This window comes from Micromonospora foliorum (assembly GCF_022229015.1).
Lineage (GTDB): Bacteria > Actinomycetota > Actinomycetes > Mycobacteriales > Micromonosporaceae > Micromonospora > Micromonospora foliorum.
In genome coordinates this window covers 1-16,869 of sequence record NZ_JAKKFF010000201.1, presented here as the reverse complement: position 1 = coordinate 16,869, position 16,869 = coordinate 1, and the positions used below count along the sequence as shown (strand labels likewise).

15 protein-coding genes and 1 pseudogene are annotated in these 16,869 nt (G+C 72.4%); 11 read left to right on the top strand and 5 right to left on the bottom strand.

The annotated features are described in order from the left end of the window. On the top strand, window positions 1-798 hold a 798-nt coding region (locus tag PSH25_RS16055), incomplete at its 5' end, for a 2-oxo acid dehydrogenase subunit E2 (RefSeq protein ID WP_238659859.1). A gap of 63 nt (window positions 799-861) precedes the next feature. Here PSH25_RS16055 and PSH25_RS16050 read toward each other — a convergent pair. Continuing rightward, window positions 862-1,797, bottom strand: a complete 936-nt coding sequence (locus PSH25_RS16050) for an SDR family NAD(P)-dependent oxidoreductase (protein ID WP_238659858.1) — start codon at window positions 1,795-1,797, stop codon at window positions 862-864. Window positions 1,798-1,950: 153 nt separating this feature from the next. Between PSH25_RS16050 and PSH25_RS16045 the strand changes: the two genes are divergently transcribed. Continuing rightward, window positions 1,951-3,288: a low temperature requirement protein A gene (locus tag PSH25_RS16045; protein WP_238659857.1), complete on the top strand. Its 1,338-nt coding sequence runs from the start codon at window positions 1,951-1,953 to the stop codon at window positions 3,286-3,288. Between the two features lie 108 nt (window positions 3,289-3,396). Continuing rightward, window positions 3,397-3,879 (top strand): hemerythrin domain-containing protein, encoded by a 483-nt coding sequence (locus tag PSH25_RS16040; protein WP_238659856.1) that lies wholly within the window; start codon window positions 3,397-3,399, stop codon window positions 3,877-3,879. Here the strand turns inward: PSH25_RS16040 and PSH25_RS16035 are convergent. Then, entirely contained in the window at window positions 3,876-4,271 is a 396-nt protein-coding gene (locus PSH25_RS16035; protein WP_238659855.1) for a MerR family transcriptional regulator, read from the bottom strand. The two genes, PSH25_RS16040 and PSH25_RS16035, sit on opposite strands and share 4 nt — an antisense overlap. Window positions 4,272-4,327: 56 nt before the next feature. Between PSH25_RS16035 and PSH25_RS16030 the strand changes: the two genes are divergently transcribed. Continuing rightward, a complete protein-coding gene (locus tag PSH25_RS16030; protein ID WP_238659854.1) occupies window positions 4,328-5,326 on the top strand; it encodes an aldo/keto reductase in 999 nt (332 codons plus the stop codon). Between the two features lie 30 nt (window positions 5,327-5,356). Here the strand turns inward: PSH25_RS16030 and PSH25_RS16025 are convergent, their stop codons facing one another. Then, window positions 5,357-6,208 carry an NmrA family NAD(P)-binding protein gene (locus PSH25_RS16025; RefSeq protein ID WP_238659853.1) on the bottom strand — a complete coding sequence of 284 codons (852 nt, stop codon included), beginning with the start codon at window positions 6,206-6,208 and terminating at the stop codon, window positions 5,357-5,359. Window positions 6,209-6,550: 342 nt separating this feature from the next. Between PSH25_RS16025 and PSH25_RS16020 the strand changes: the two genes are divergently transcribed. Together PSH25_RS16020 and PSH25_RS16015 are read left to right on the top strand one after the other, a co-directional pair. After that, complete coding sequence (locus tag PSH25_RS16020; protein ID WP_238659852.1) at window positions 6,551-7,450, top strand: TIGR01777 family oxidoreductase; 900 nt, start codon at window positions 6,551-6,553, stop codon at window positions 7,448-7,450. 76 nt (window positions 7,451-7,526) lie between these two features. After that, window positions 7,527-8,441 (top strand): LLM class flavin-dependent oxidoreductase, encoded by a 915-nt coding sequence (locus tag PSH25_RS16015; RefSeq protein ID WP_238659851.1) that lies wholly within the window; start codon window positions 7,527-7,529, stop codon window positions 8,439-8,441. Window positions 8,442-8,542: 101 nt separating this feature from the next. Here the strand turns inward: PSH25_RS16015 and PSH25_RS16010 are convergent, their stop codons facing one another. Continuing rightward, the gene (locus PSH25_RS16010; protein WP_238659850.1) at window positions 8,543-9,766 is read right to left on the bottom strand and encodes an extracellular catalytic domain type 1 short-chain-length polyhydroxyalkanoate depolymerase; all 1,224 of its coding nucleotides are present in this window, start codon (window positions 9,764-9,766) and stop codon (window positions 8,543-8,545) included. A 218-nt stretch (window positions 9,767-9,984) separates the two neighbouring features. Here PSH25_RS16010 and PSH25_RS16005 point away from each other — a divergent pair, with 218 nt between their 5' ends. The 3 genes from PSH25_RS16005 to PSH25_RS15995 all read left to right on the top strand — a co-directional run bounded on the left by PSH25_RS16005 (window position 9,985) and on the right by PSH25_RS15995 (window position 12,955). Further along, entirely contained in the window at window positions 9,985-11,811 is a 1,827-nt protein-coding gene (locus PSH25_RS16005) for a DUF6311 domain-containing protein (RefSeq protein ID WP_238659849.1), read from the top strand. 61 nt (window positions 11,812-11,872) lie between these two features. Continuing rightward, window positions 11,873-12,514 (top strand): lipoyl(octanoyl) transferase LipB, encoded by a 642-nt coding sequence (gene lipB / locus PSH25_RS16000; protein WP_238659848.1) that lies wholly within the window; start codon window positions 11,873-11,875, stop codon window positions 12,512-12,514. Window positions 12,515-12,562: 48 nt separating this feature from the next. Beyond that, the gene (locus PSH25_RS15995; RefSeq protein ID WP_238659847.1) at window positions 12,563-12,955 is read left to right on the top strand and encodes a VOC family protein; all 393 of its coding nucleotides are present in this window, start codon (window positions 12,563-12,565) and stop codon (window positions 12,953-12,955) included. A gap of 49 nt (window positions 12,956-13,004) precedes the next feature. On the opposite strand, the gene aspS is transcribed toward PSH25_RS15995, so the two are convergent. Next, window positions 13,005-14,291 carry an aspartate--tRNA(Asn) ligase gene (gene aspS, locus PSH25_RS15990; protein WP_238659846.1) on the bottom strand — a complete coding sequence of 429 codons (1,287 nt, stop codon included), beginning with the start codon at window positions 14,289-14,291 and terminating at the stop codon, window positions 13,005-13,007. A 452-nt stretch (window positions 14,292-14,743) separates the two neighbouring features. Here aspS and lipA point away from each other — a divergent pair, with 452 nt between their 5' ends. Together lipA and PSH25_RS15980 are read left to right on the top strand one after the other, a co-directional pair. Further along, window positions 14,744-15,739, top strand: a complete 996-nt coding sequence (gene lipA, locus PSH25_RS15985; protein WP_091407425.1) for a lipoyl synthase — start codon at window positions 14,744-14,746, stop codon at window positions 15,737-15,739. A gap of 52 nt (window positions 15,740-15,791) precedes the next feature. Continuing rightward, a pseudogene (locus PSH25_RS15980) lies at window positions 15,792-16,869 on the top strand (hypothetical protein); the annotation flags it as partial.

The following is a 16,869-nucleotide window of genomic DNA, read 5'->3' as shown; positions in this document are numbered from 1 at the left end:
GCCGCGCCCGCGCCGGCAGCCGCACCGTCGGCGGCTGCGGCCACGCCGGCCGCGAAGCCGCAGCCGAGCAGCAAGCGGGGCACCACCGAGAAGCTGCCGCGCATCCGGGCGACCATCGCCAAGCGGATGCAGCAGTCGCTGCACGAGACGGCCCAGCTCACCACCGTGGTCGAGGTGGACGTCACCCGGGTCGCCAAGTTGCGGACGCGGGCGAAGGAGTCGTTCCAGGCCAAGCACGGCGTGAAGCTGTCCTTCCTGCCGTTCTTCGCGCTCGCCGCCATCGAGGCGCTCCAGACCCACCCGATCATCCAGGCCAGCATGGACCTGGAAGGCGGCACGATCACCTACCCGGCCGCCGAGCACCTGGGCATCGCCGTGGACACCGAGCGCGGGCTGCTCGTGCCGGTCATCCACAACGCCGGTGAGCTCAACATGGGCGGCATCGCCAAGCGGATCGCCGACCTGGCCGAGCGCACCCGTGCCAACAAGATCACCCCGGACGAGATGGCCGGGGCGACCTTCACGCTGACCAACACGGGCAGCCGGGGCGCGCTCTTCGACACCCCGATCGTGCCGTCGCCTCAGTCGGCGATGCTCGGCACGGGTGCCGTGGTCAAGCGGCCGGTCGTGGTCAACGACCCGGAGCTGGGCGAGGTCGTGGCGATCCGGTCGATGGTCTACCTGGCCATGTCCTACGACCACCGGCTGATCGACGGCGCCGACGCGGCCCGCTTCCTGACCGCGGTCAAGGAGCGGCTGGAGGCCGGCAACTTCGAGTCGGAGCTGGGCCTGGCCTGATCCACCCGCAACGCCGAAAGGGCGCCCCGGTCGTCGACCGGGGCGCCCTTTCGTCTGTGGTCCTCAGCTCTTCAGCAGGGCGGTGGAGACCTGCCAGAGCCGCTCGGCGGCCTCCGGGTCCAGCGCGTAGTCGGCGACGCCCGTCCGCCCGCCGGGCTGGGCGGGGGCGGCCTGCTGACAGTCCTCGAAGTAGCGCCCGCCCACGCCGTCGAGCAGCGGCGAGGCGGCGACCAGCACGGAGGTGGCGGCGCCCTGCTCGACGCTCTTCCAGGCCGCCGCGTTACCGGCGCGCAGCCGGTTCAGCTCCTCCTCGCTGACGTAGCGCTGGAGGTTGGTCCGGATCGCGCCGGGCATCAGCGAGTTGGTGAAGATGCCGTCGTCGGCCCAGCGCCGGGTGGCCTCCACGGCGAACAGCACGTTGGCCGTCTTGGACTGCCCGTACGCCTGCCACGGCTCGTACTCCCGCTTGTCGTACTGGATGTCCTCGAAGACCACCGGTGAGCGCAGGTGGGCGGCGGAGCTGACCGAGACGATCCTGGCCCCGTCGCCGGCCGCGAGTGCCGGGCGCAGCCCGGTGGCGAGCGCGAAGTGCCCCAGGTGGTTGGTGGCGAACTGCATCTCCCAGCCCTGCGGGGTGCGGGACAGGGGTGCGGCCATGATGCCGGCGTTGTTGACCAGGATGTGCAGCGGGCCGTCCCAGTTGGCCACGAAGTCGGCGACGGAACTCTGGTCGGCGAGGTCGAGTGGGGCGACCAGGACGCGGTCGTTGCCTGTGGTGCCGGTGATGTCGTTGGCGGCCTGCTGGCCCGCGTCCGGGTTGCGGACGGCCAGGGTGACCTCCGCACCGGCGTTGGCCAGGGCGCGGGCGGTCTCCACGCCGATCCCGGAGGACCCGCCGGTGACGATCGCCCGCCGCCCGACGAGGTCCACGCCCTTGATCACGTCCATGGCCGTCGAGTGATGGGCGAACGAAGTAGTGATCGGGTTGTTCGTCGTCATTGTCCATCCTTGTCCGGGTGGGGCGGACCGACCGGCCCGCTGCGGGAGGCCGTGGGTCCCGGTGTTTCCCCGACCGGGCCGGAGGTAACGCCGGACTCCGCCGCCATCGCCGTTCGGGCCTCCGACCAACCCGGACGCTGCCAGAGTGGGATCGTGGGCGGCTACCGGCGGGGTGGACAGCTGGGACCGGCCGTCCCGATCGCCCCCGGCGCCCGGGTGGACAAGTTCGAGGTCTTCTTCGATCTGGTCTTCGTCTTCTCGTTCTTCATCATCACCCGGGCCACCGCCGCGAACATCTCCGGCCGGCAACTGCTGCACGCCGGCCTGGTGCTCGCCGTGCTCTGGTGGATCTGGGTGGTGCACAGCCTGGTCGCCACCCGGGTCCGGCTCGGCGAGGGCTACGTCCCGGTGCTCATGGTGATCGCGATGGTCGCCCTGTTCGCGTTCGCGCTGGCGCTTCCGCAGGCGTTCAACGACCCGAAGGGCAGTGCCGCCGGCCCGATGCTGGTGGCCATCAGCTACGTCGTGGTCCGGGCCGTACACATGTTCCTCTATCAGCACGTGGTGCGGGACAGCCCGCAGGAGCGGCGGCAACTGCGGCGGTTCGCGCCGGAGCTGGCGGTGAGCATCGTGCTGCTGCTGGCCGCCGCGCTCATCCCGCCGCAGATCACCGACCCCGACCGGGCCGCCCTGATCCGTGACGGGCTGTGGATCACCGTGGTGGTGGTGCAGTACGCCACCGGCTTCATCGTCGGCACCTGGGGCTGGGGGGTGACCAGCGCCGAGCACTGGACCGAGCGCTACGACCTCATCCTGATCATCGCGCTGGGCGAGTCGATCATCTCCACGGGCGTCGGCGGCAACCTGCTCGGCAAGCCGGTCACCTGGCCGGCGGTGGCCGCCGCCGCGCTCGGCATCGTGGTCACCGCCGCCCTCTGGTGGGCGCACTTCGACTTCATCGGGCCGGCCGCCCGGATCGCCCTGCACGCGGCGGAGGGGGCCCCGCGGGTGGCGATGGCCCGCGACGCGTACGCGTATCTCTACCTGCCGATGATCGCCGGGGTGATCCTCTTCTCGATCGGCAACGAGGAGGTCCTACACAAGATCACCGACCCGGCCGGCGGGATCGCCGAGAAGGTCGAGGGACCGGCGGTGCCGATGCTCTTCGGCGGGTTGATCTGCTATTTCGCCGTCAACCTGCTCTTCCAGCTCCGCACCCTGCACACCGTCACGTGGACCCGCGTCGGCGTCATCGTGGTGCTCACGGCGGCCCTCCCGTTCGGCCAGCACCTGCCAGCGCTGGGCGCGCTCACCCTCGCGACAGTGATCTGCGTGGCGCTGGTCGCCGTGGAGGTGATGGTGATGTCGCAGTCCCGGCACGCCCTGCGGGCCGCCGTCTTCCAGGAGCGGACCAGCCACGAGGCGCACGAGGCCGCCTGGCGGGCGCGTTGGCACGACGTCCGGGAGAGCGACGAGCCGACCACACCGTGACTCCGACGTTCCCGGGCCCGGTCGGGCTAGACTCCGGCGCAGCGTCGCGGTGCACCCGGCCCGAAGGCCGCCGTGGGCATGGAGGCGCGGGGACAGCATGGGACGAACGTGCACCCAACCGGTTCACCGGCCGGCCGGCTCGCCGCCGTCGGCAATCAGATGATCGAAATCCACCTCTGGCTCAGCGCGGAACTGGCCCGGCTGCGGACAAGCCTCGACACCCCGTCCCGGGACCTGCGAGCACACTGCCTGACCTTCTGCGCCGCGCTCGGCCGACACCACACGGGTGAGGACGCGGGCGCGTTCCGGCTGCTGGCCGAGGAGGCCCCCGAACTGCGCCCGGTCATCGACAACCTGATCACCGATCACGAGGTGGTGGCGGGGATCCTGGAACGGGTCGAGGCACTGCTGGGCGGTGACGCGGCGGTGCCTGTCGACCAGGTGCGCGCCGAGTTGGGCGGGTTGGCCGCCCTGCTGGAGTCGCACTTCCGCTACGAGGAGAAGCGGCTGGTCACCGCCCTGAACGCGCTCACCGGCCGATCCGGGACAACCGAGGACTTGCTCGGCCTGACCGCGCCCGGCCCGCTCTAGGTGCCGTGCCCGGGCTCCGGGCCCGGGGCGGCAGCGGGCAGTCGTTCGTAGAAGCGGATCTTCTCCCGTAGGTGGTCGTACTGGCGCTGGAGCAGGCGCATCTGTTCCTCGACCCGCGCCGCGTGGTGACGCAGCAGCTCATGCCGCTCGTCGGCGGTGTGCTCGCCGTCGCGGGCCAGTTGCGCGTAGCGGCGCATCTGCGCGATCGGCATCCCGGTGTCGCGCAGGCAGCGGAACAGCACCAGCCAGCCGAGGTCGTCGTCGGTGAAGACCCGCTGCCCACCCGCCGTCCGCTCCACGTCCGCGAGGAGGCCGATCTTCTCGTAGTACCGCAGGGTGTCCAGGCTGAAGCCGCTGCGGCGGGCGGCCTCCGAGGGGGCGTAACCGCTCATGTCGCGAGATCGTAGTGCTTGACCTGGAGCGCGCTCCAGGTTGGAGGCTGGTGACCATGACGACGACACGAACGCTGGGACGCAGCGGGATCACGGTGAGCGCGATCGGAATGGGGTGCTGGGCCATCGGCGGTCCGCTCTGGGGTGACGACGGGCAGCCGTTCGGCTGGGGTGAGGTGGACGACGACGAGTCGATCCGCACCATCCACCGGGCGCTCGACCTGGGGGTGACCCTGTTCGACACCGCCAGCAACTACGGCGCCGGGCACAGCGAGCGGATCCTCGGTCAGGCCCTGGCCGGGCGGCGGGGCAGCGTGGTGATCGCCACCAAGTTCGGCAACGTCAGCGAGGAGACCACCCGGCGGGCGCTCGGCACCGACGCCAGCCCGGCCTTCGCGGTGCGCAGCCTGGAAGACTCGCTCCGCCGCCTCGGCACCGATCACGTCGACCTCTACCAACTGCACATCAACGCACTGCCGGTGCCCGCCGCGCTCGATCTGGTCGACACCCTGGAGGCCCTGGTCGACCAGGGCAAGATCCGGGCGTACGGCTGGAGCACCGACGACCCGGCCTCGGCGGAGGCGTTCTCGGCTGCCGGCCCGCACTGCGCCGCGATCCAGCACGACGAGTCGGTGCTGCGCGACAACGCGGCGGTGCTGGCGGTCTGCGACAAACACGACCTGGCCAGCCTCAACCGTGGGCCGTTGGCGATGGGGCTGCTCACCGGGTCGACCCGGGCGGTCGGGGCGGACGATGTGCGCGGACGGGCACCGGAGTGGCTGGAGTGGTTCACCGACGGCCGGCCGACGCCACGCTGGGCGGCCCGGGTCGACCAGGTCCGCGCGGCGCTCACCGCCGACGGCCGCACCCTGGCCCAGGGCGCGCTCGGCTGGCTGCTGGCGCGCAGCCCCCGTACCGTGCCGATCCCCGGCCTGCGCACGGTGGCCCAGGCCGACGAGAACCTGGCCACCCTGGAACTCGGCCCGCTGAGCCCCGATTCGTACGCCGAGGTGGAGCGCCTCCTGGCCGACCTTCGTCCCGCCCCGGCGGCCTGACCACCGGGCCGATCCACGCCCCGGGCGCCGTCAGCGGAAGTCGTCCGCGTGCTCGACGGCCCACTGTCGGAACGGGCGCCCGGGGCGGCCGGTCACCTGCTCGACGTCCGGGGCGACCCAGGCGTTGCCGTCGAGATACTGGCCCATCTCCAGGAACCACTCGATCACCTCGGCGGGATAGTGGTCCTGCCAGTACTCCCGGGCCTGCTCCGGGGTCAGCTCGTCGAACCGCACCGGACGGCCGATCGCCTCGCCGATCATCCGGACCGCGTCCCGGCGGCGGACCGGCTCCGGACCGGTCGGCTGGTACACCCGGCCGGCATGGCCGTCGCCGGTGAGCGCCGCCAGGATGACCGCGGCGATGTCCGCCTCGTGGACCAGGGCGCTGTTCCAGTCACCGAACGGTGCCCGGACCACCCCCTCGGTCCGAATGGCGTGCGCCCAGTCCCGGGTGTTCGCCATGAACTCGCCGGGAAACACGTGCGTCCACTCCAGACCCGAGTTTTCGATCGCCCGGTGCAGCGGCCGGTGCGGGGCCTCGAGCGGGTCGTCGTCGGCCCGGCTCGGATCGTTGTGACCGAGGTGGGTGACCCGGCGGACGCCGGCCTTCCGGGCCAGGTCCAAGATCTCCGCACCGGTGGTCAGCGGTCCGTACCCATCCATTGCGACCAGGTGCATGCGCGTCACGCCACGCAGCGCCGGCGCCAGCGTGTGGGGCCTGGCGAAGTCGCCCGCCACCACCTCCACCCCGCTGGGCAGCGCGGCGGCCGCTGGCGACGCGGGATCGCGGGTCAGCGCGCGTACGTCGTGGCCGGCGGCCAGCAGTTGCCGGACCAGGCTGCCTCCGACGGTTCCGGTCGCTCCGGTCACCAGGATCGGCATGGTTCCTCCTCAGGGATCGCCCGACGGTGGGCACGGCGAAGCGACCCCGCCAAACGGGAGCGCACTCGGATGGCTCATGGTCAGCCAGATCGATGCGGGAAGCAATCGCGAACACCGCATTCACGTTCGCCCTGACCTGCGGAAACGCGCCAACCACCGAAAGCGCGCGGTAGCCTTTTTCGGCCCCCCGGGAGGCCCGTTGACCTGCCTTTTCCGCGCCGCGCCGGGGCGCCCGCAGATTCCTTCGCCGGCACGTCCCGTTTCTTCGCCGGCACGTCCCGGTGCCGGTGACGTCGGCCGCCCTGGGCATCCGGCGGTGGCGTTCTGGACGAAGATGGGGGTATGCGGATCCTTCTGGCCGGCGCGTCCGGCTTCCTTGGCACCCGGCTGGCCGACGCGCTCGTCCGCGACGGGCACGAGGTCACCCGGTTGGTCCGTCGGGCACCGGGCGGGCCGCAGGAGCGACGGTGGGACCCGGCCGCCGGGCAGCTCGACCCGGCCGTGCCCGCCGAGGCCGACGCAGTGGTCAACCTGGCCGGCGCGGGCGTCGGCGACAAGCGCTGGAACGACGACTACCGGCGGTTGATCCGCACCAGCCGGGTGGACAGCACCACCACACTGGCGACCACCGTCGCCGGGCTCCCCGCCGCGGACCGACCCCGGGTGCTGCTGAACTCGTCAGCCGTGGGCTGGTACGGCAACACGGGCGACCGGGCGGTCGAGGAGGACGCGCCGGCCGGCGAGGGCTTCCTGGCCGACGTCTGCCGGGTGTGGGAGGCCGCGACCCGGCCGGCCGAGGACGCCGGGGTACGCGTGGTCCGGCTGCGTACGGGTCTGCCGCTGCACCGCGAGGGCGGGTTGCTCAAGCCGCAGCTGCTGCCGTTCAAGCTGGGCATCGCCGGCCGGCTGGGCAGCGGCCGGCAGTGGCTGCCGTGGATCTCGATGGCCGACTGGCTGGACGCGACCCGCTTCCTGCTCGACCGCGACGACATCGCCGGCCCGGTCAACGTGGTGGGGCCGAACCCGGTCACCAACGCCGAGTTCACCCGCGAGCTGGCCCGGCAGTTGCACCGGCCGGCGGTCATTCCGATTCCCGGGCTGGCGCTCAAGGTGGTCCTCGGCGGCTTCGCCCACGAGGCCCTCACCAGCACCCGCGTCCTCCCCGGAGTCCTGACCCGAGCCGCCTACCCCTACCACCACCAAACCCTCCCCCAAGCCCTCCAAGCAGCCCTAGCTCCCTGACCCCGGTGGTTCGGCCGTCGGCAGAATCGGCGGTCAGCGGGTCGCCGGTGGGCTGGTGTGGGCCGATGCTGGGCCAATGGCGACCTTCTCCCTCCAGGCCACCCCGACCGACGCGGCGAGCTGGGCCGAGCTGGCCCGCCGGGCCGAGACCGCCGGCTTCGACGCCCTGCTCGCCGCCGACCACCCCGGCGATGTGACGTCACCGTTCGTGGCGCTGGCCGCCGCCGCCCCGGTCACCTCGACGATCGGGCTCGGTTCGTACGTGTCGAACCTCGGCGTACGGGAACCGATGCTGCTCGCGGCCGACGTGGCCACCCTCGACCTGATCTCCGGTGGCCGGGCCCGGCTCGGTGTCGGCGCCGGTCACACCCCGGCGGAGTGGCGCGCGGTGGGCCGGGAACGCCCTGACGTGGCCGGCCGGGTCCGCCGTTGTGTGGCCGTCGCCGAGGCGGTCCGCGCCCTGCTCGACGGTGCCTTGGTCACCGTCGACTCGGCGGAGCTGACGATGCGCGAGGCGGTGCTGCGTGAACCCCGGCCGGTGCAGGACCGGATCCCGCTGACGATGGGTACGGCGAACTCGTCGCTGCTGCGCTGGGCCGGCGCGTACGCCGACGTGGTCGGGCTGACCGGGTTCGGGCGTACCCTCGCCGACGGCCACCAGCATGAGGCACGCTGGCGGGCCGACCAGATCGAGGCACAGCTGGCCTGCGTGGCCGCCGGCGCGGCCGGCCGGACCGACTCGCCGGCGCTGGAGGCGCTGGTGCAGACGGTGGTGGTCACCGACGACGCGGAGGCTGCCGCTGCGGAGCAGGCCCGGCGCAACGGCATGACCCCCGCCGAGCTGCTGGCCACCCCGTTCGTGCTGATCGGCACGGTGGACGAGATCGTCACGGCGGTCGCTGAGCACGAACAGCGCTGGGGGGTGACCCGGTTCGTGGTCCGCGAGGACGCGCTGGGTCCACTCGCGCCGGTCCTGGCCCGGCTGACCTGAGCCCGCGCCGACGGCCGAATTGATCAAGAGGTTTGCGTCAGATTCCCGCTTCCGACTGACGCAAACCTCTTGATCAACAGGCCAGGGGGCGGTGGGAGGACTCAGCAGCCGATTACCCAGTAGTTGGGGGCGGTCTGCTTGAGGGCGCTGGAGTAGAAGGTGTTGTAGAGGCCCATCCGCTGGTTGGAGCCGTTGGCGTAGGCGTAGCCGCCGGACTGGTAGGCCCGACCGGCCGCCACGTGCGCGTAGTTGCTGGCCGTCACGCAGGTCGGCGGCGTGGTCGGGGTGGCCGTCGGGGTCGGCGTGGGGGTGGCGGTGGCCGTCGGGGTCGGGGTCGGGTTGGTCCCGCCGCCGTTCAGGCCGAAGAAGAGCGCGTCACGGTACGTCGAGCAGATGGTGTCCAGCATGTACGCGCCCGCGGTGCCGCACTGCTCGGCCGCCGAGCCGGGGTCGACCGGGGTGCCGTGGCCCATTCCGGAGATCCGGTAGAGCCGCACGTCGTCGTTGCCGTAGACCTCCAGGCTGGTGTTGCCGGGCAGCGACGAGGTGCTGGTCGGGGTCTGCGACACGCCCCGCACGTTGGTCCACTGGTCGCGGGACTCGGTGCCGTTGAGCGGGGTGACAGTGGTGTCCGAGGTGCCGTGCCAGATGGCCACCCGGGGGCGCGGGCCGGTGTAGCCGGAGTACGCGCCACGGACCAGGTCACCCCAGGCGGCGGGGGTCTTGTCCGCCCCCGGGTTCATGCAGCTGAACGCGTTGACCATGCTGGTGGCGCAGCGGTACGGAATCCCGGCGATGATCGATCCGGCGGCGAAGACGTCCGGGTAGGTGGCGAGCATGACCGCGCTCATCGCCCCGCCCGCGGAGAGCCCGCTGACGTAGACCCGGGAGCCGTTCACGCCGAAGTTCGTCTTGGCGTGGTCGACCATCTGCTTGATCGACAGCGCCTCGCCCTGACCCCGGGTGGTGTCGCCCGCCTCGAAGAAGTTGAAGCAGGAGTTGGCGTTGTTGCCGGAGGGCTGCTGGGCGACGATCAGGGCGAACTTCCACTGGTCGGCGTACTTCTGCCAACCGGAGCCGGAGAAGTAGCCGGAGGCGTTCTGCGTGCACCCGTGCAGCAGGACGACCGCCGGGGAGTTGGCCGGCAGACCGTCCGGCCGGTAGGCGTACATGGCGAGGTTGCCGGGGTTGGAGCCGAACCCGGTGACCTGGGTGAGGGTGGCGGCCTGGGCGGGTGCGGCGACGGCGACCGCGCCCGCGACGGCGAGGGCGAGCCCGGCGACCGCACCGAGCAGCCGGGTGAGGGTGGACGAGGAGCGGCGCACGGCGGCCTCCTGGAGGGGCGGACTGTGAACTGGGTCACGGTCGAGTTGCCGAGACGTTACGACGATGTGTCGCTGCTATGACATGGGGCACACTCACACATTCACGACGGACGCTGTGTACGCCAAGCCGTCGACGTGGCGGACCGAATCCGTCCCCAACGGTCCCCTCCTTGCAGGTCTGACCGGCCCGTCCAGGTCCGGTTGGTAACGTCCGCTGCGTGCCGTCCTCCCCGTCGCTGGCCACCGGGCCCGCACCCGCGTCACCACCGCGCACCGTCCGGGACCGCCGGGCCGACCTGATCGTCGTGCTGGTGGCGCTCGCGCTCGCCGTCTGGGTGACCAGCGGGCTGTGGCGGGACCCGAACGTCCGCACCATCACCGTCAACTCCAGCGACCAGGCGCTGTTCGAGTGGCTGCTGGCCTTCGGCGGGCACGCGGTCACCCACGGCGACAACCCGCTCTTCACCTACCTGATCAACGTCCCGGACGGCGTGAACCTCGCGGTCAACACCTCGATCACGGTGTACGCGGTGGTCTTCGCCCCGCTCACGTACCTGATCGGACCACCGGCGACGTTCCTGGTGATCCTCACCCTGAACCTGCTCGCCACCGCCCTGGTCTGGTACTGGCTGCTCTCCCGGCACCTGGTCCGCAGCCGGCTGGCCGCCGCGATCGGCGCCCTGTTCATCGCCTACTCCCCCGGCATGGTGTCGCACGCCAACGCGCACCTGAACTGGACCGCCGGTTGGCTGGTGCCGCTGCTGATCTGGCGGCTGTTCGCGCTGCGCCGCCCGGGGCACTGGCTGCGCGACGGGGTGATCCTCGGCGTGCTGGTCGCGGTGGCCTTCTCGATCGCCGCCGAGGGGCTCTTCTTCACCGCGCTGGCGCTGGGGGTGTTCGTCGCCATCTGGGCGCTGCACCCGGCCAACCGCGTGGAGGCACGCGCCGTGCTGCCCACCTTCCTGCGCGGGCTCGGGGTGACCGCCGTGGTCGCCGGCGTGCTGCTGTCGTACCCGTTGTGGTTGCACTTCGCCGGGCCACAACGGTTCCACGGCACCGGCTTCGACCCGGTGATCCACTCCGAGGACATCGCGGCGTTCGCCGCCTTCCCGCGCCGCTCGCTGGCCGGCGAGGCCGGGTTGGGCACCTCGCTGGCACCGAACCCGACCGAGGAGAACTCGTTCTTCGGCATCCCGCTGCTGGTGCTCACCGCGGTCTGTTTCGTCGCGCTCTGGCGGCGGGCCGACCCGCACCGCCGGGCCACCCTCTGGGCGCTGGGCGCCCTCGCGCTGATCTTCACGGTGCTCTCCTTCGGCCCGATCGCCAAGGTCGACGGCCGACGCACCGATCTGCCCATGCCGTTCGACCTGCTCGGACAACTGCCGGTAGTGAACGCCGCGCTGCCCGCCCGGCTGGCGCTGGTAGTCGCGCCGGTGATCGGGCTGCTGCTGGCGTACGCCGTCGACCAGTTGCGCGCCGCGCCACCCCGGCACCGCTCCACGGAGCTGGCCTGGCTGCTCGGTTTCGCGGTGGCCCTGGTGCCGCTGCTGCCCACCCCGCTGCTGACCGACGAGCGGGAGCCGATCCCGCGGTTCATCACCTCCGGCACGTGGCGGGACTACGTCTCACCCGACGGGGTGCTGACCCCGGTGCCGTTGACCGTCGACATCTACCCGGACGGCCAGCGGTGGCAGGCGTACGCGTTGTCGCACCGGCAGGGCGAGTTCGAGATCCCGGGCGGCTTCTTCCTCGGCCCCGGCGGGCCGGACGGGCGGGGCCGGATCGGTCCGGTGCCGCGCACCCTGAGCGCGTTGATGGACCAGGCCGGCCGTACCGGGTTGGTCCCCATCGTCACCGACGGAACGATCCGGGAGGTCCAGTCGGACCTGCGGCACTGGCGCATCGAGACGGTGGTGCTCGCCGACGAGGTGCACGGCGCGAAGTTCGACGTCGACGAGGAGGCGCTGCGGCGTACCGGCACCGCCCTGTTCGGCGAGCCGCAACGGGTCGACGACGTCTGGCTCTGGCGGATCCCGCCGGCCTGACCGGGGCCGGTGAGGCGGCTCACCAGGGAAGATCGCCCGGAGCGGGACTAGGCTGGATGCCGTGACAACGACGACCCCCGGCCTGACGGCCGTCCGTGCCGGCCTGCTCGACTACCAGGCCGCCTGGGACGAGCAGCGGCGCCTGCACGAGTCGGTGGTGGCTGGCGAGCGCGGCGACACCGTGCTGCTGCTGGAGCACCCGAGCGTCTACACCGCGGGCAAGCGCACCGAGCCGTGGGACCGGCCCGTGGACGGCACTCCGGTCGTCGACGTGGACCGCGGCGGCAAGATCACCTGGCATGGCCCGGGGCAGCTCGTCGGTTACCCGATCCTGCGCCTGCCCGACCCGGTGGACGTGGTCGCCTACGTGCGCCGCACCGAAGAGCTGCTCATCGACGTGTGCACCGAGTTCGGGCTGACCGCCGGCCGGGTCGAGGGGCGCAGCGGGGTCTGGGTGCCCGAGGACGACCGGGGGCCGGCCCGCAAGGTGGCGGCCATCGGCATCCGGGTGGCCCGGGGTGTCACCCTGCACGGCTTCTCGATCAACTGCGACTGCGACCTGACGTACTTCGACCAGATCGTGCCGTGTGGCATCCGGGACGCGGGCGTCACCTCGCTCACCGCCGAGCTGGGCCGCCCGATCCGCGTCGCCGACGTGCTGCCGGTGGTCGAGCGCCGACTCTCCACCCTCGTCACGGTCTGAGACCCGGCCGCGCGCCGGGGTGACCGACGGTCGGCCTACCCTCGGTCGGTGCAGATCGATCTCGTCACCATCGTCGTCAGCGAGTACGACCCCGCCATCGCCTTCTTCACCGGCGTACTCGGCTTCGAGCTGGCCGAGGACTCCCCGTCGCTGACCAACGACGGGCGACCGAAGCGCTGGGTGGTGGTCCGCCCGCCGGGCGGCGGCACCGGGTTGCTGCTGGCCCGCGCCGACGGCGAGCGGCAGGAGGCCGCGGTGGGCGACCAGACCCACGGCCGCGTCGGGTTCTTCCTCCAGGTCGACGACTTCGACGCCACCTACCGCCGGATGGTCGAGATGCGCGTCGAGTTCGTGAAGCCGCCGCGCACCGAGCCGTACGGCCGGGTCGCCGTCTTCCGCGACGTCGCCGGCAACCTGTGGGACCTGCTCGGCCCCGCCTGAGCCCCCGCCGGCCCCTCCATTCGATCGAGTGGGCCGGCAGGGCGCCCACCTACGGAGTCAGGCGGTGCAGGTCGCGCGGGAACGCGGTGACCTCCCGGATGTTGGCCGCGCCGACCAGCCGGGCCACGAACCGTTCCAGGCCGATGGCGAAGCCACCGTGCGGTGGCATGCCGTGCCGGAACGCGTCCAGGTAGCCGACGTACGGCTCGACCGGCTCACCCCGGGCCGCCAACGCCGCCAGGTAGTCGGCGTGCCGGTGCAGCCGCTGCCCACCGGTGACCAGCTCCAGACCCCGAAAGAGCAGGTCAAAACCGTTCGAGTACGCGGGCCGCGCCGGGTCCGGGTGGGTGTAGAAGGGCCGCTTCGCCATCGGGTAACCGGTGACGAAGAGGAAGTCCGACCCGTGTTCGCGTAGGGCCCACTCGCCCAGCGCCCGTTCGTGGGCGGGCGCGAGGTCCGGCTCGTCGGCGGGCGCGCCGGCGATCGTCAGCGCCTCGGTGAAGTGCACCGCCGGGATCTCCGCCGGCACCTGCGGCGGCGTGACGCCGAGCGTCGCCAGGGCGGCGCCGGCCCGCCCGCTCACCACGTCCAGCATCCCGGCCACTGTGTCGCGCAGCACGCGCATCACGTCCCGGTGGTCGGCGACGAAGCCCAGCTCCGCGTCGAGCGACGTGTACTGCGCGAGGTGTCGGACGGTGTCGTGCGGCTCGGCCCGGAAGACCGGCCCCACCTCGTAGACACGTTCGAAGACGCCGACCATCAGCTGCTTGTAGAACTGCGGCGACTGGGCCAGGTACGCGGGCCGGCCGAACCAGTCCAGCGCGAACACGTTCGCCCCGCTCTCGGTGCTGGAGCTGACCACCTTCGGCGTGTGGACCTCCACGAAGTCGTGGGCGTCGAGTGCGGCCCGGAACCCGGCCACCACCGCCGCCGAGATCCGCAGCGCCGCCGACCGGGTGGGGTGCCGCAGCGCGGTGGGCGCGTTGTCCAGCTGGGTGGGCAGGCTCGCGGTGAGCGTCGGCCGGTACAGGTCGAACGGCGGCGGTACGGCGGGCGGTCCGAGGGGACGTACCGTCGGGTCGGTCAGCTCGACCCCGGCGGGCGCCGTGCCGTTCGCGGTGACCGTCGCGGTGACCTCGACGACCGTCTCTTCGGTGAGTTTCTCCAGCTCGGCGCGGACGGCCGGGTCGGTGACGACCACCTGGGCCAGGCCGGCGGCGTCCCGCACGATCAGGAAGGCCACCGACTTCAGCAGTCGGCGGCGGTGCACCCAGCCGGCGATCCGCACGGTCGTGCCGATCCTGGCGGGCAGTTGGTGGGACAGGGTTCGTTGCATGGCGGGCTGCTCCTCGGTCGATCGCCACGCCGTCGCCGCCCTGGGGAGGCGAGACGTCGCATCAGCCCCAGGGAGGTGTGGGCGAGCGGGAACCTCGCGGTGCCACCACACCTTCACCCCCGCCGAAGCGGGGGCCTCGTTCGTCGCCTGATGACCGGGGCCAGCCGGGCGGGCTCTACTGGGCACGGGTGACCGCAACCGTTCTTCCCGCAGCTCGGGAGGGTCTTCGCTCCCCGGCGCCAGACCGCCTCTCAGCACCGGCGGCTCTCTGCACTGGCGGGTCGGGGAACTACTCGGCTCCGTCGTCGCTGTTGGCGGCGACCGTAGCACCCGATTCCCCCGAATGTGACGCCCTTTTTCGACCGGCCGGTGTCCGGCGTCACAACGTCTGGGGCGTGACGCCGGTCGCCTGACGCACATAGACACCTGCCGTCCGGCGTAGGCTCATTTTCGTGACGATCGAGCACTCCGCGCCGACGACCGGCCAGGCAGCGCGCACCGCAACGGCGGCCCCCGAGGGGCGGCGTCTGCTGCGGATCGAGGCGCGCAACGCCGAGACGCCGATCGAGCGCAAACCGCCATGGATCAAGGTCAAGGCCAAGATGGGCCCGGAGTACACCCAGTTGCGCGGGCTCGTCTCGCGCGAAGGGCTGCACACCGTCTGCCAGGAGGCCGGCTGCCCCAACATCTACGAGTGTTGGGAGGACCGGGAGGCCACCTTCCTCATCGGCGGTGACCAGTGCACCCGGCGCTGCGACTTCTGCCAGATCGACACCGGCAAGCCGGCCGAGTTCGACGCCGACGAGCCGCGCCGCGTCGCCGAGTCGGTGGTCTCGATGGGGCTGCGGTACGCCACCATCACCGGTGTCGCCCGTGACGACCTGCCCGACGGCGGCGCCTGGCTGTACGCCGAGACCGTCCGGCAGATCCACGCCCTCCAGCCCGGCTGCGGCGTCGAGCTGCTGATCCCGGACTTCAACGCCGTCCCCGAGCAGTTGGCCGAGGTCTTCAGCTCCCGCCCGGAGGTGCTGGCCCACAACGTGGAGACCGTGCCGCGCATCTTCAAGCGCATCCGGCCGGCGTTCCGCTACGACCGCTCGCTGGACGTGATCCGCCAGGCCCGCGCCGACGGCCTGGTCACCAAGAGCAACCTCATCCTGGGCATGGGCGAGGAGCGGGCCGAGGTCTCGCAGGCGCTGCGCGACCTGCACGAGGCCGGCTGCGAGCTGATCACCATCACGCAGTACCTGCGCCCCTCGCCCCGGCACCACCCGGTGACCCGCTGGGTCAAGCCGGAGGAGTTCGTGGAGCTGCGCGAGGAGGCCGAGGAGATCGGTTTCGCCGGGGTGATGAGCGGGCCGCTGGTGCGTTCGTCGTACCGGGCCGGTCGGCTCTACAAGCAGGCCATCGACGCCCGCGCCGCCGCCTCGGTCGCCACCGCCAGCTGACTCCGCCGCAGCGCCGCACGGCCGTTCGGCGCCCGGGTGTCATGATCCTGTGATGACCGTCGGCGTACGCGAGCAGCCGCGCGGCGCGGGCTCGCCCCGCCCGCGGCCCGGCGCACGCCCCGGCCTGGTCGGTTGGCTCACCGGGTTGGCCGTGCTCGCCGGGGTGGGCTACCGGCTCTGGCTGCTGGGGCACGCCGCGCCGCCGACGAACAGCGACGAGGCCACCATGGGGCTGGCCGCGCTGCACATCGCCCGGGGCGAGGGCTTCCCGGTCTGGTTCTACGGCCAGCAGTACATGGGCACCCTGGAGGCGTACCTGGCCGCGCCGGTGTTCGCCCTCGCCGGTGGGCCGTCGCTGCTCGGCCTGCGGCTGCCCACGCTGGCGCTCTACGCGCTGTTCCTGTTGTTGACCTGGCGGTTGACGCTGCGGCTGACCGGGGACCGGTGGTTCGGGCTGCTGATGGTCGCGCTGCTGGCCCTCGGCTCCGACCGGATCGTCAAGAACCAGCTGATCGCCGGCGGCGGCTACCCCGAGATGAACGCGGCCGGGGCGGCGCTGGCCCTGCTCGCCGCAGATCTGGCCACCGGCCGACCGGGGCGGCGGACGGCCGACACCGGGCGAGCCGGCGGGCACACGGCCGACGCTGGGCGACCCGGGTGGCGGCTGGCGCGGTGGGCGACGTGGGGGTTGCTGGCCGGGCTGATGCTCTGGGTCGATCCGCTCGTGCTGCCGTACGTCGCAGCGACCGGCGCGGTCCTCGTCGTGTTCTGCCGCCGGGAGCTGTGGGGTGCCGCCGGGGCGCTGCTCGGGGCGGCGGCCGTGCTGGGCGCGGCCCCGCTGCTGCTGCACAGCCTGTTGACCGGGCGAAACCCGCTGCACGCCGTGCTCGCCGCCAGCGGTGCGAACGCGAGCGCGGGCTGGCCGGACCGGCTGCACGGCGGCCTGGTGCTCGGCCCCGGACTGGGAATGGGCTTCTGCGCTCCCGGCCAGTGCGCCACCTGGCAACTGTGGTGGGCGCTCGCCCTGCCGCTGCTGCTGGTCATCGCCGCCGCCACCGCCTGGCGGGCCCTGCGCACCCCCGACCCCGACCCCGCCGCTGTCGGCCCCGACGCGCGGCCGCCCCGGGTGG